Here is a 15,357-nt window from a genome sequence, read left to right as displayed (position 1 = left end):
AAGTGCAAAAGGAAACAAAGATGCTGCGGGGCAGTTGCTCAACTACAGTGCAGCTTCCAATGCTTTGCAAACGGCAAAGCTCATTAACTCCATGCAAAAATATTTTGTGGAAGACACCCGTTTGGGTATTCCGATTATTCCCTTTGATGAAGCACTTCATGGTTTGGTAAGAGATGGCGCTACAGCTTTTCCGGAATCTATAGGATTGGCAGCAACATGGGACACCTCTTTAATGAATCGTGTAGCAACTGCTATTGCGCATGAAACCAAAAGCCGCGGTATTCGCCAGGTATTATCGCCGGTTGTAAATATTGCCAGCGATGTTCGCTGGGGCCGCGTTGAAGAAACGTATGGAGAAGATCCTTTTCTTTCATCGGAGATGGGAGTGGCATTTGTTTCTCCATTTGAAAAGATGGGCGTAGTAACCACACCAAAACATTTTATTGACAACAGCGGAGATGGCGGCAGGGATAGTTATCCTATAGATATTGATGAACGTTTGTTAGATGAAATTTATCTTCCGCCATTCAAAGCCTGTTTTGAGAAAGGCGGTAGCCGCAGTGTGATGACTTCTTATAATTCATTAAATGGAAGTCCGTGCACTGCCAATAATTGGTTACTGAATGAGAAGCTAAAAAAAGAATTGAATTTCCAGGGCTTTGTGATTTCAGATGCATCCGCAGTGGGTGGCGCAAATGTGCTGCATTATACGGCAAAAGATTACCCGGATGCTTCAGCCAAAGCTATTAACAATGGGCTGGATGTAATTTTTCAAACAGCTTATGAACATTATAAATTATTTATTCCTCCGTTTTTAGATGGACGGATTGATCCAAAAACCATAGATAGTGCAGTAGCAAGAGTTTTGCGGGTAAAATTTGAATTGGGGCTTTTTGAAAATCCCTATGTCAACGAAGACGAAGCAAACAAATGGAATGGTATTCCGGCACATAGGACACTTGCCAGGGAAGCTGCATTGGAATCTGTGGTGCTGCTAAAAAATGCCCGCCTGCCGGGGCAGGATCATAATGTTTTGCCTTTAAAAAAATCAATTAGGTCTATTGCGATTATTGGTACAGACGCGACAGAAGCGAGACTCGGCGGGTATAGCGGGCCGGGGAACAATAAAGTGAATATATTAGATGGTATTAAAAATAAGCTGGGTAAATCAGTTAATGTAATGTTTGCACCGGGTTGCGGCAGAAGCTCACCGGAATGGGTAACGATACCTTCAGCTAATTTATACACTAACGTAAACGGTAAAACGCAAAATGGATTAAAAGGCGAGTATTTTAATAATGTTCAGCTAAACGGTGATCCGGTAATTAGCAGAATTGATCATCAAATAAATTTTGGGTGGACACTATATTCTCCCGATCCAAAGATTAATTATGATTTTTATTCTGTAAAATGGAACGGTAAATTGAAAGCTCCTGCGACCGGTAATTTTAAAATTGGTATTGAAGGAAATGATGGATACCGTTTGTATTTAAATAACAAGTTACTTATTGACAACTGGAAGAGCCAGACTTTTACGACTAAGCTGGTGCCATATCAATTTGAAAAAGATAAAAAGTATGATATTCGAATTGAATTTTTTGAATCGCAGGGCTATGCAAGATTCAAATTGGTTTGGAATGTTGGCGTGCCTAATAACTGGGAACAAAAAATAGAAGACGCCGTAGATGCAGCTAAGAAAGCTGATGTGGCAGTGATTGTTGCAGGTATTCATGAAGGCGAGTCACAGGATCGGGCTTATTTGAATCTGCCCGGTCACCAGGAGGAAATGATCAACAGGATTGCGGCAGCAGGAAAACCTGTTGTAGTGGTTTTAATTGGCGGTAGCGCCATCACGATGACGAATTGGATTCAAAATGTCCCTTCCATACTGGATGCCTGGTATCCCGGCGAAGATGGTGGTGACGCCGTTGCAGATGTTTTGTTTGGCGATTATAATCCTGCGGGACGTTTACCCATTACCTTTCCTGTGTTTGAAGGCCAATTGCCCCTGGTATATAATCACAAGCCTACCGGGCGTACCGATGATTATGCTGATCTTAATGGCCAACCTATGTTTCCATTTGGCTTTGGATTAAGTTATTCAAATTTTGAATACAGCAATTTGCAGTTTGATAAAAAGCAATTTCCCAAAGATGATTCTACCATGGTGTATTGTACCGTTAAAAATACGGGTAGCCGTGATGGTGAGGAGGTAGTACAGTTATACATTCATCCGTTGCTTTCATCAGTAGCGCAACCGGTAAAATTATTAAAAGGATTTCAACGCATCTTTTTAAAAGCAGGTGAACAAAAAAAGATTGGTTTCAACATTACACCTGAATTGCTTAAAGTACTTGACATAAATATGACATGGACGGTAGAGCCAGGAACATTCCGGGTAATGATCGGCGCATCATCAAAAGATATCCGGTTGAGAGATTTAATTGAGGTGGTCGAATAGTTCCAGCCTGTTATTTTTCTCTGAGTAGGATTTTTATTTTTGTGCAAAAATATTTGGCCTATTGTATTTTCTGATTTTATTGCGAAAACGGTTTCGTAAATAAAACGATACCGTTTTGTGAAACTGTTGAGAAAAAAATGGAAATTGTTGTGGTCGTACTAACATTAGCAAAAAAACGATTGTATACGCAAACTTCGGATCAGGGTTTTATTCCAAAAAATTTGATCCGCTGCAAAAAGTGGATGTAATAGATTGCCTCGTGCAGGCATATGAGAATCAAAAAAATTCTTTTAAGAATTCTAACTGTGTTTTAAATATCTTAACCGGATATATAAAAGCAGTATAAAAACCAACTGTTATACAATAGATTTTAAAACGAAAATCAGTGAGTCATTTAATCGCAGGTGTTTAATATGAAATGGGAGTTGTTACGATATCTTCTGGTATTTGCTTGTCTTGCTGCGTTTTTCTCATGTAAACATGCATCCAAAAAATTATTTAGTGAAATAACATCTTCGCACTCGGGCATTGATTTCAAAAATGAGATTAAAGAAGATGAAAATTATAATATTCTTACCTACGAATATTTGTATAATGGCGCTGGTGTGGCAGTAGGTGATGTTAACAATGATGGATTGCCCGACCTGATGTTTACCGGCAACATGACACCCAATAAATTATATCTTAACAAAGGCGATTTTAAATTCGACGATATAACGAATAAAGCTGGCGTGGCTGGAAGGACGAAGTGGAAAACCGGCGTGGTAATGGCCGATGTAAACGGAGACGGGCTGTTAGACATATACGTTTGTTATTCCGGGCCTGGTACCGATGAGGCAAGAACCAACGAACTGTATATAAATAATGGCATCAAAGATGGCATTCCAACATTTACTGAAAGCGCAAAAAAATATGGCCTTGACGCACCGGGAACTTACACAACAACCGTTGCTTTTTTTGATATGGATAATGATGGAGACCTCGACATGTTTATGGTAAATCATGGGGACATGTTTTACAATCCTTTCTTTAATACCGATAAATTGCGATCTACCCGCGACCCGAAATATGGCAATCGTTTATATAGAAATGATAATGGCCATTTTACTGATGTAAGTTCGGAGGCTCATATCGATGGCAGTGGGTTAAACTTTGGCCTCAGTGTTTCTATAGGCGACATTAATAATGATGGCTGGCCTGATATTTACGTTACCAACGATTACAGTGAAAGAGATTTCCTTTACCTCAACAATAAGGATGGCACCTTCAAAGAAGTATTATCTAAAGCGGCCGGCCATATTTCTGAGTTTGCTATGGGCAGCGATATTGCCGATTATAATAATGACGGACTGAACGATATTATGGTGTTGGATATGTTGCCGGAAGATAATCATCGACAGAAATTATTGCGTGGTGCGGACGCATATGATAAATATATGATGCTCGTGGATCATGGATTTCTACATCAGCAAATGCGAAATACCTTACAGATGAATAACGGTTTGGACTCGAACGGCGTACCCATATTTAGCGAAGTTGGACAAATGGCCGGCGTATCAAATACCGACTGGAGCTGGTCGCCCTTGTTCGCAGATTTTGATAACGACGGATGGAAAGATCTTTTTATTTCGAATGGTATTTTAAGAGATATGACGAACCTGGATTTTGTAAAATATACGTCGGGATATTCTGATAATTATATCAAGGAAACAGGTCATAAAGGAGAAATGTGGGAACTCGTAAAAAGTATGCCGTCAACCAAATTAAATAATTACCTGTTTCGAAATAATCATAATCTCGGCTTCACAAATGTTACTGCAGATTGGGGATTAGATAAATTCGGTGTTAATAACGGTGCCGCATACGCGGATCTCGATAATGACGGCAACCTCGATCTTGTTATTAATAATCTTAACAGCACGGCCACCATTTACAGAAATAATTTACCATCGCACAGCAACGCACATTATATAAGAATTAAATTCAACGGCGATAATAAAAACACATGTGGCATTGGGGCAAAGGTATACGTTAAAACCGCAGCTACCAGTCAATTGCAGGAGCATTACACCAATCGTGGCTTCCAATCTTCTGTTGATCCGGTAATGCACATTGGTTTGGGTAAGGATAGTATTATTCAATCGCTGAAAGTAATATGGCCCGGAGGTAAAATGTCGTTGCTTACACATGTGAAGGCAGATACTTTACTGGTTGTAAATGAAAAGGAAGCGATGGCCCCTGATTCAGTTGCCGCGGCGGTTACAAGGCCCATGTTTACAGATGTTACAAAAAGTTCAGGTATCGATTTTGTTCATCAGCAATCCAACTTTGTCGATTTTAAAGTGGGGCCTTTATTGCCTTACCAATTATCTAAAATTGGCCCATGTATCGCCAAAGCAGATGTGAATATGGATGGACTGGAAGATGTTTTTATCGGTGCCTCGGCGGGCCAGGAAAGCAAATTATATCTACAGACTAAAGAGGGAAAATTTATTCTTTCTGCAAGCGAGCCCTGGAACAACAATAAAGATATTACCAATTCAGACGCACTTTTTTTTGATGCAGATGGAGATGGAGATCCTGATCTTTACCTGGTAAGCGGAGGAGCGGATTATCCGTTAAATAATAGTAACTACCAGGATAGGATATTCGAAAATGACGGGCATGGAAACTTTAAAGAATTACTGAATGCGCTGCCAAAGGAAACGATAAGCAGTTCGTGTGCAAGAGCCGGTGACATTAATAAGGATGGTCTGCCCGATATTTTTGTGGGGGGCCGGTTTAGCATTGGCAGGTTTCCGGAAGCTCCTGAAAGCTATATCTTAAAAAACAAAAGTACTCCGGGCCATATTCTATTTGAAAAAGACGCTGCACAGACCGATACTGCGTTTACACATGCTGGCATGGTAACTGATGCTATCTGGACAGATATCAATAAAGATGGATGGAACGACCTTATTGTGGTGGGACAATTTATGCCAATTACCATATTTGAAAACCATAAAGGCAAGCTCTCTAACCAAACAACCTCGTATGGTTTATCAGAAACCAATGGATGGTGGACACGAATTCTTGCAACTGATTTTGACAATGATGGCGACACTGATTTTGTTATTGGCAACCTGGGAGACAATACTCAATTTAAGGCTGGTATAAAAGAGCCCCTCACGATTACTTATGGAGATTTCACCCGGGACGGTGTTATTGATCCGGTTTTATGTTATTACATTCAGCATAACAGTTTTCCTGTAGCAACAAGGGATGAGATTTTCGATCAGATGCCTGCACTATACAAAAAGTTTGGCAGCTATGCGTCTTATGCGGATGCACAACTTCCGGATATATTAACAAAAGAGCAATTGGCTAATTCAAAAACAATCAGTGTTAAAACATTAAAGTCTGTTTTTTTAAGAAATGATGGAAACAAAAAACTGAGTTTGCAACCCTTGCCGGAGCAGGCACAAATAAGTATGGTAAACGGGCTGGTAACGACCAGTCTGAAGAACAACGGAATTTATGATCTTATCGTCGCCGGGAATTTTTATCCATGGCGGGTACAGCAGGGCCCGCAGGATGCAGGTATAGGACTATTATTAAAAAATGATGGGAAAGGCAATTTTAAGCCAAATGTTTTTGAACAGACAGGACTTGATATTTCAGGTGATGTACGTAACCTTATTTCCTTAAAAACAAATAACGGGTTACTATTGGTTGCAGTAAAAAACAATGGTGCCGTGCAGGTAATAAAAGAAAATAATTGATTGATTTTAGACTAGTGTGATGCAACGAATGAATTTTAATGAAACATTTTATACAAATTTTTTTATTCAATTGAAGTATGAAAAATTTGCCAAACGATCCCGACTGCAAAATGCTGTTTGAATTGATTTCAAACGAAAATGAAGCGGCATTTAAAGCTTTATTCAACGAATACAAAAGCAAAGCTTATGCTGTTGCTTATAAGTGCACACAATCTTCAATTGCGGCTGAAGAGATTACGCAGGAAGTATTTATAAGCGTATGGGTAAGCAAAATGCATTTGCCTTTTGTGAAAGATCCTGTTGCCTATATGTACACCACTATATACAACCAGGTAAAAGGCTATATAAGAAAAGAAAACAATAAAAATAAATTACTCGAAATCTCTTATAAAAAATCGAAACTAACGTCCAACGAAACCGAAGAAACTATTTTAGCAAACGATAGCCAGCAAATTATTAATGAAGCGTTATCCAAACTTACGCCTCAAAAACAATTGATTTATACCTTAAGCCGGCAGGAGGGAAGAACAAATACCGAGATAGGTGACACGCTTCGTTTGTCACCTCATACAGTCAAAAGTCACCTTATACAGACCGTAAAATTTATCAGGAAATATTTTGATAATATCGCTACCATCGTAATAGCAGGCATAATTTTCTTATTTTTTTAAAATTAGTTTATTTTTTTTCATCCTTTTCCGCCTGAGGTTACTCTATATATAAAATAAGAGATTTTTCCAGGTTGGAAATAATAACCGGGTTATACTTTATGGACCAGAACAGAATTCGCTTTTTATTAAAATTATACGGGGCTAACCACGCAACACCTGCGGAAATTGAAGAATTATTTGACCTTTTGAAGACTGCTGAGCCTGATGACCGCTTAAAGAAATTATTTGTAGAAACGGTTATCCATACTGAACCTGAAATTATTTTGCCTGAAGAGAACTGGGATGCTATATGGGATAACATTAGTGCCAATGCATTGCAGCAACAGCAAAGAAAGACTCCCGTTAAACTTTGGAGGAGGGCTGTGGCAGCGGCCGTTACAATTACAGTTGTAAGTATTGCCGGATTTGTTCTTATTAATAAAAAAAAGCAGGATATACCGGTAGCGGTTAAACGAAGTATTGATAAAAATGATATCAGGCCGGGCGGCAATAAAGCGGTTCTTACCCTGGCAGATGGCACTAGTATTGTATTGGATACCGCTCAAAATGGTTACCTCGCCAATCAAAGCAACACCAGGATATTGAAGTTGAACACAGGCGTTCTGAGTTATAATATGGGGAAGAAAGATGAAGGGAAAGTATTGATGAACACTATATCCACACCGCGTGGAGGACAATATGAGATTGTATTGGAAGATGGTACAAAAGTTTGGTTGAATTCGGCATCGTCCCTTGTTTTTCCTACTTCGTTTACGGGCAACGAACGAAGAGTTGAATTAAAAGGTGAAGGATATTTTGAAGTAGCAAAGAATGCTTTGAAGCCTTTTCACGTAATGGTTAATAAAGTGGATGTTCAGGTATTGGGAACTCATTTTAATATTATGAGTTATAGCGACGAAGAAGATATAAATACAACATTGCTCGAAGGCAAAGTAAATATAACAGCCAACAATGTAACAAAAGGTTTGACGCCCGGCAAGGCAGCTATTGTAAACAGATCTACAGAATCGATTCAAATTGATAAAGCAAATATTGAACAGGCAATTGCATGGAAAAATGGTGAATTCCGGTTTAAAAATACGGGCATAAAGGAACTAATGCGGCAAGTGGCACGATGGTATGATGTAGATGTGGAATATGAGACAACAGCAACCGATCAGTATTTCACAGCATCCTTACCGAGAATGCAGAATATTTCCGAGTTGCTGGAAACACTGGAACTTACAGGTACCGTTCATTTTAAAATTGAAGGTCGAAAGATTATCGTGTTACCTTGATTCGATGTCAATTGGCTGATCATTAAACAGAAAATTATATAAATAAGTATTTACGATAACTGCTGGTAAAAAAGCCAGGAACGATGTGACGGTCGCCCCTGGAATTTTCAGGCTATAAAAAGTCGCTCGACAGATGACTCTTATATTTTAACCTTAACAACAAAAATATGATTTTACGGGTACATGCCAATTCCACATCTGCTAAAAAGCTTTTGTCGAATCAAATAAAGCTTAGTATGAAAATTACCACGATTTTAATGCTCATTGCCACTTTACAAATAAGTGCAAAAGGCATTTCTCAAAAGGTTAGTATTTCGGTTAAAAATGCAACCTTCGAGGAAGTCTTTGAGCAGTTGCAACAAAAAACAGGATATCATTTCATCTTCAACAGTGTTATGCTGGAGCATGCAAAAAAAATTGATTTGCAGGTAACCGACAAGACCATTGATGAAGTATTGAATTTGTGCTTTAAAGATCAGCCATTCACCTATGTAATAAAAGATAAAGTAATAATTGTAAAGGAAAAACCGGCTGTCGTGGAGAAGGCGCTTAAAGTAAGTCCACCCGATAATCCGCCGCCGCAGAAGTTGCACGGTCTGGTGAAAGATGAAGAAAACCGGCCTATCGAAGGCGCTTCGGTGCTTATCAAAAAATTGCATTTAGGAACTGCGACAAATAAAGATGGACAATTTGATTTACAGGTTCCCGAGGGCACTTACGAACTTGAAATTTCCTTTGTTGGATTTAAAACAATTACACAATCAGTTACCATTGGCAGTACATCACCCGCTGATCTTTCAATCACTTTAGCTGCTGCCGCTACCGGCTTAAACGATGTGTTGGTAGTTGGTTATGGCACTCAAAGAAAGCGGGATGTAACAGGAACGATCAGCAGTGTGAAAGGTGACGATTTTAAAAATGCTCCGTTAAGCAATGTCGCTACTTCACTGCAGGGGCGGGCATCAGGTGTTAATATTGTAAGCAGTGATGGATCTCCCGGCAGTGTGCCAAGTATTCGTGTACGCGGCACCGGTACCATTAACAATGCTGATCCGCTTATTGTTATCGATGGCGTTCCGGCTGGCGGACTCGATGATGTTAACCCCAACGATATCGCGTCTATTGAGATCTTAAAAGATGCTTCTTCTTCGGCAATTTATGGTTCACGGGCTGCAAACGGTGTTGTACTGGTTACTACTAAAAAAGGAAATTTTGGTGAAAAGCTTAAGACTTCTGTCAACTATTATACCGGAAGCAACAAAACGATGAAGTACATTAATGTGCTGACAGCACCTGACCTGGTGAAGCTTAAAACCGAAGCTTTTACTAATGATGGTTTACCGGTTCCTTCGGTTTGGAGCGATCCTTATTATGCTACCCAGCGTACCGACTGGCAGCACCAGGTATTAAGAACCGGCCATACACAAAATGCTGATGTGGCGCTTCGCGGAGGAAACGCTACGTCGAGCTATAGCTTTTCAGGAAATTATTATTATGAACAGGGCATTATCATCAAGTCATTTTTCAAACGCTACAATTTCAGAATTAATTCCGAGCATAAAATCGGCAACCGTATAAAGGTGGGCGAAAATATCGTCTACTCTAACACGTTAGGTAACTCCCCTGATACGAGATCGACCCAAACGGGCTTGTTATGGAGCACCATTCGTTTTAACCCTGCTATCCCTGTTGTAAATGATGACGGCTCCTGGGGAACGTCGCAGGCGGATAACCAGTTGGGAGATATAAATAACCCGGTGGCCACTATTAATTCAATGGATAATAGAAATGTTTATAACCGAATTCTTGCTAACGGTTATGCGGAGCTCGAAATAATAAAGGGGCTAAAAATCAGGGCCAACTACGGATACGATCAAACCGCTAATGATGGAAGCAGCTTTCAGGTAGCAACTCCTACTCAAACCCGCGGTCCGTCTATTTCTTCAATGAATCAATACTTCAATAAGAGCAAGTCTTTTTTGGAAGAATATTTTCTTACTTATAACAGGAAATTCAATAAGCATGATGTGAACCTAACCGGTGGATATTCATCGCAGATATTCAGTGGTAATGTTTTCTCTGCCTCCAGGTCTGGTTTTTCAGATACCAATCCTGATCAGCGTGTGCTTAATCTTGGTAATAGTTCTTCCGTTGGGAACGCAGGGTACAATTATAACTCTTCAGGATTGCAATCTTATTTCGTTCGGGCCAATTATGCCTTTAATGATAAATATCTTTTAACAGCAACTATGCGGGCAGATGGTTCCAGCAAGTTTGCTCCGGGTAAGCGTTGGGGTTATTTCCCTGCATTCTCCGCAGGTTGGCGTATATCCGATGAGAAATTCTTTGCCAATGTGAAATCGATTAATACACTGAAACTTACCGGTGGGTGGGGGCAGTTGGGAAATCAGAATATCGGTGATTTTCAATACCTCGGGACCATCGGCGTTGGCGGCGGCGGAGGAACAGGTGGCGGAGGCTATTCGTATAACTTTGGAACCGGCACGGTTAATCAAAACGGTGCCTATGTAACCGGCCTTGCTAATCCAAATATAACCTGGGAAAAAGCATCGCTAACTAACATAAGCCTTGAGTTTGGCATATTAGATAATCATGTAACCGGTACCGTTACGTACTTCGATAAGAATACCAGAGACATGTTAGTGCTTGCACAATTGGTCGAAACCTACGGAGCCCAAAGATCGCTCCCTGATGATGGTGGAAATATCACGCTCCCAAATGTGAACCAGGGAGAACTTAATAATCATGGGGTGGAACTGGAATTAAATTATAAAGGCCATGCCGGTAAATTTAATTTTACTGTGGGCGCCAACGGAGCTTTCCTTCGCAATAAAGTTACCAGGCTATATGGAAATTCAACTTATCTGGGTTCCACTTCTTATGGCAGAGAAAATGTTGATATCTCGCGTACTTACGAAGGACAGCCGATCGCATCGTTCTACGGATTTAAGACTAACGGTCTATACCAGACGCAGGCAGATATAGATAAAGACGCCAATATTGCCAACGATCCAAATAAAGGAAATATACAGCCGGGTGATGTAAGATTTGTTGATCAAAACGGAGATGGAATGGTTGATGATAAAGACCGCGTAAGGCTTGGAGATCCTAACCCTCATTTTGTATACGGTGTTAATGGTTCTGTAAGTTATGGACACTTCGATCTTGTTTTTAGTTTTGCCGGTGTGGCAGGTGTTCAATTGTATAATGCCGACAGGCTTTCGGGAATAGATGCCAGTCAAAATTTTAACTGGTATGCTGAAGAAAACGGTCGCTGGCATGGAGAAGGAACGAGCAACAGCATACCACGTCTCACAAGAGATAACCTCAATAACAATTATCGCTCATCAGATTTATGGGTGCAAAACGGCGCATATCTTTCCTTGAAAAGTGTGGCATTGGGATATACATTTTCAAAACAGCGGATTGCCAATGTTGACCTGCCGGATATAAGAATTTATGTAAGTGGTTATAATCTTTTTTACATAACAAAATATACAGGGTACACACCTGAGTTGGGCTATACAGGCGGCAATCTTCAAAGAGGTGTTGACGTAGCGCAATATCCCCAGGCAAGAAATTTCACTATTGGCGGAACCATTAATTTTTAAATGCTGAAAAAGAGTTTTATGAAAAATAAAAATATTTTCTACTTATATACAGTTTTGTTCTTGGTGATAAGTTTTAGTATGAGTTGTAACAAAAAGCCGCTTGATCAAACACCTACGGGCCAGTACACGACCGGCAATTTCTGGCGAAACCAGGATGATGTGATCGCAGGAGTTACCGGTATATACAACGTTCTTACCACGGAAGATTGGGTCGGCCACAACCTGTATATTTTTGACGATCAGTCGGATGATATTATTGTTGACGGAGATCACTCCGATTTTAAAGCAATTGAACGTTTCAATATCGATCCTACACTACAGGTAATTTATACCATCTGGCCATTTGCTTATGAACAAATCGGCAGAGCTAATAACGCAATTATATACATTCCTAAAGTGCCTGTAATCGATGAAAATATTCGTAAACGTTCTTTAGGCGAAGCGTACTTTTTAAGAGCCTATGCGTATTTTGAATTAAATAAAATTTATGGTGAAGTACCAATAATATTAGAAGACAACGTTCTTACCGCATCATACAATGTTCCAAAATCTTCGGTAGATTCTGTGAGGGCTCAGGTAGAATCCGATTTACTAAAAGCGATTGACCTGCTCCCGGAAACTTATGACGATGATAATAAGGGCCGTGTAAGCAAAGGTGCGGCCGAGGGTTTGCTTTGCAGACTATATTTATTCGAAGATAATTTTGCCAAAGCAATTCAGTACGGAAGCATGGTAATTAACGATGCCAACTATGCACTTGCTCCTGATTATACAGATAATTTTACGTTGGGCAAACAGGAAAGCGACCCGGAAATTCTTTTTGCAGTTTGGAATAAAAACCAGGAAATACCAAACGTTCCTGCGTCGGCCATCAGTACTTATTTTTCACCACGCCCTTGGCAGGGTTGGGGATTCCATCATCCCACTGAAAATTTTGCTGAAGAGTTTGAACCGGGTGACAGTATTCGTAAACGGGCTACATTAATATCTGTGGGAGACAGCATCCCGAACAATACAAATCTTGTAACGATAGAGGCGGCAGATGCCTACCAGATGTTTTCAGGAAAGGAAGGGCAATCTACCGGGCGGTTATTGCCAAGCATGAGCACAACAGGATATTATATCAGAAAATATACTGCCTTTATGCCGAACGGGGATGGCGGTTTGGATTACGACCTTAAGCAACCACTCTTACGCACGGCGGATGTTTATTTAATGGTAGCCGAAGCGAAAATTAGAATGAGTGGCCCGGGAAGCGGAGATGCAGAAATAAATGTTGTGAGGGCAAGGGCAGGTTTGCTTCCGGTGTCAAATGCGGGGATGCCACAATTAATTCATGAACGCCGGGTAGAACTTGGTGGTGAAAATGTGCGCTGGCAGGACCTTCTGCGTTGGGACAAGGACAACATAATAAATTTGGATACTATAGTCAATAAGCCAAAAGCGGCTTCACCGTTACCTCCTTTTAATGGTGCTACCATAATACCACCGAGGGTGTTTATGAGACCTAAAGATTATTATATGCCACTTCCCCAGGAGATAATTGACGAGAGTAAAGGAGTGATCACGCAAAATCCAAATTATTAAAAATTGCTTGTAAATTATTCCTGATAAAAACCATTGAAAACCTTTAAAGCGCGGAGACTTTAAAGGTTTTCTTTTTGAAAAGAATGAGAACAAATTTAAATTCACTGCATGTTACATGATGCTTACCTCTAAACTTTTTAAATTAGTTAAGATGCATTTCAATAAATATGTATTCTCCCTGGTTCTCGTTATTTCCTGCAACGTTTCTTTCGCTCAGCTAAATAAAGAAGCACTCAGTTCTTTTATTCAACGCATTGTAAAAGATCATTCCAAATCCTTTATCATAGAAGAAATATCAAAACAAAATGGTAAAGATGTATTTGAATTGCAAAGCAAAAAAGGGAAGATCATTCTTCGTGGTAGCGATGGCGTTAGTATAGCATCGGCGTTAAATTTTTATCTTAAAAATTATTGCAAATGCAGCATTACCTGGAATGGAAGCAGCATGAATATGCCGGATAAATTACCTGTAGTTAAAGCGAAAATTCATCGTACTACTCCTTATCAATATCGCTACTATCTAAATTATTGCACGTTTAACTATTCCATGAGCTGGTGGAACTGGGAGCGCTGGCAAAAGGAAATTGACTGGATGGCGCTAAATGGAATTAACATGCCGCTTGCCGTTACCGGTGAAGAATCCATTTGGCAGGAAGTCTATAAGAGCATGGGTTTTACGGACGGTGAGCTCAATAATTTTTTTTGCGGCCCTGCCTATTTCTCCTGGTTTTGGATGGGAAATTTAGATGCGTGGGATGGGCCGCTTCCGCAACATTGGATGGATACCCACAAAGAATTGCAGAAGAAAATTTTGCAGGCAGAAAGATCATTTGGCATGACGCCTGTACTTGCTTCGTTTACCGGGCATGTGCCGCCATCATTTAAACAAAGGTTCCCCAATGCCAAAGTGAAGAAGATAAACTGGGGCGCAGGTTTCGATGATACTTATGTGCTTGACCCTGCTGATCCGATGTTTGAAGTAATTGGAAAAAAATTTATTGAGGCACAAACTAAAGAATATGGAACCGACCATTTTTATTCTGCTGATACGTTTAATGAAAACCTGCCGCCTTCCAATGATTCCACTTATTTGAATGATATCAGTAAAAAGGTTTTTGAATCAATGGAGAGAGCCGATAGTAAAGCCATTTGGGTAATGCAGGGGTGGATGTTTCATTACCAGGCCGATTTCTGGCAACCCACGCAGATAAAAGCCTTACTGAATGCAATACCAAACGACCACATGATTTTATTGGATCTATATAGTGAGAGTCACCCGGTATGGAGCCGGACAGATGCGTATTATGGCAAGCCATGGATCTGGTGTATGCTTCACAATTTTGGCGGCAACATTAGTTTGTGGGGAAGAATGGATCACGCAGCAATTGATCCTTCATCTGCTTTGCACAATGATTCGTCAGGCAAATTGATGGGTATTGGATTAACTCCTGAAGGCATTGAACAAAATCCTGCGCTATATCAACTCATGCTGGAAAATGTATGGCGGGATAGCGCCGTAAATGTTTCAACGTGGCTCGAAGATTATGCAACACGACGATATGGAAAATACAATGCGTCTATATCCGAAGCCTGGAAAATTTTGCATAACACCGTTTATAACGGTGGGCTAGGTGAAGGCGGTCCTGAATCGATAATCGTCTCACGGCCAACCATAGACGCATGGGGCAGCAGGGTTAGAACGAAGCTGGATTATAACCCTGAAGATCTTCTACGGGCATGGAGCTTATTTGTAAAGGCTATACCGCAGTTGCAGACGAGCGATGGCTTTCAGTATGACCTTGCAGATGTAACCCGGCAGGTGCTTGCCAATTTTGCAACCCCCCTTCAACAGAAATGGGTACTGGCATATTTGCAACATGATACCGTTAGTTACGATGAGTATACCAATAAATTTCTTGATTTAATGAACGACATGGATGAATTACTAAATACCCGGAAAGACTTTTT

7 protein-coding genes are annotated in these 15,357 nt (G+C 40.3%); all 7 read left to right on the top strand.

Annotated features, from left to right (window positions below; translation table 11 throughout):
- A partial coding sequence (locus ACO1O5_RS18745) for a glycoside hydrolase family 3 protein (protein ID WP_486272967.1) occupies positions 1–2,461 on the top strand: 2,461 nt, incomplete at its 5' end.
- 413 nt (positions 2,462–2,874) lie between these two features.
- Positions 2,875–6,222: a VCBS repeat-containing protein gene (locus tag ACO1O5_RS18740; RefSeq protein ID WP_486272965.1), complete on the top strand. Its 3,348-nt coding sequence runs from the start codon at positions 2,875–2,877 to the stop codon at positions 6,220–6,222.
- A 77-nt stretch (positions 6,223–6,299) separates the two neighbouring features.
- Positions 6,300–6,893, top strand: coding sequence for a sigma-70 family RNA polymerase sigma factor (locus tag ACO1O5_RS18735; RefSeq protein WP_486272963.1), 594 nt, complete (start codon positions 6,300–6,302; stop codon positions 6,891–6,893).
- Positions 6,894–6,991: 98 nt separating this feature from the next.
- Positions 6,992–8,170 carry a FecR family protein gene (locus ACO1O5_RS18730; protein WP_486272961.1) on the top strand — a complete coding sequence of 393 codons (1,179 nt, stop codon included), beginning with the start codon at positions 6,992–6,994 and terminating at the stop codon, positions 8,168–8,170.
- A gap of 236 nt (positions 8,171–8,406) precedes the next feature.
- Positions 8,407–11,802, top strand: coding sequence for a TonB-dependent receptor (locus ACO1O5_RS18725; RefSeq protein WP_486272959.1), 3,396 nt, complete (start codon positions 8,407–8,409; stop codon positions 11,800–11,802).
- An 18-nt stretch (positions 11,803–11,820) separates the two neighbouring features.
- The gene (locus ACO1O5_RS18720) at positions 11,821–13,389 is read left to right on the top strand and encodes a RagB/SusD family nutrient uptake outer membrane protein (protein WP_486272957.1); all 1,569 of its coding nucleotides are present in this window, start codon (positions 11,821–11,823) and stop codon (positions 13,387–13,389) included.
- Between the two features lie 151 nt (positions 13,390–13,540).
- Positions 13,541–15,357: alpha-N-acetylglucosaminidase (locus ACO1O5_RS18715; protein ID WP_486272955.1), on the top strand; the 1,817-nt coding region annotated here is incomplete at its 3' end.

This window comes from Ginsengibacter sp. (assembly GCF_057362405.1).
This window is presented reverse-complemented; position numbering and strand designations above follow the sequence as displayed.

Coding starts and splice junctions, on each gene's coding strand:
- ACO1O5_RS18735 (WP_486272963.1), top strand. CDS start 6,300: ATGAAAAATTTGCCAAACGATCCCGACTGCAAAATGCTGTTTGAATTG.
- ACO1O5_RS18740 (WP_486272965.1), top strand. CDS start 2,875: ATGAAATGGGAGTTGTTACGATATCTTCTGGTATTTGCTTGTCTTGCT.
- ACO1O5_RS18730 (WP_486272961.1), top strand. CDS start 6,992: ATGGACCAGAACAGAATTCGCTTTTTATTAAAATTATACGGGGCTAAC.
- ACO1O5_RS18720 (WP_486272957.1), top strand. CDS start 11,821: ATGAAAAATAAAAATATTTTCTACTTATATACAGTTTTGTTCTTGGTG.
- ACO1O5_RS18725 (WP_486272959.1), top strand. CDS start 8,407: ATGAAAATTACCACGATTTTAATGCTCATTGCCACTTTACAAATAAGT.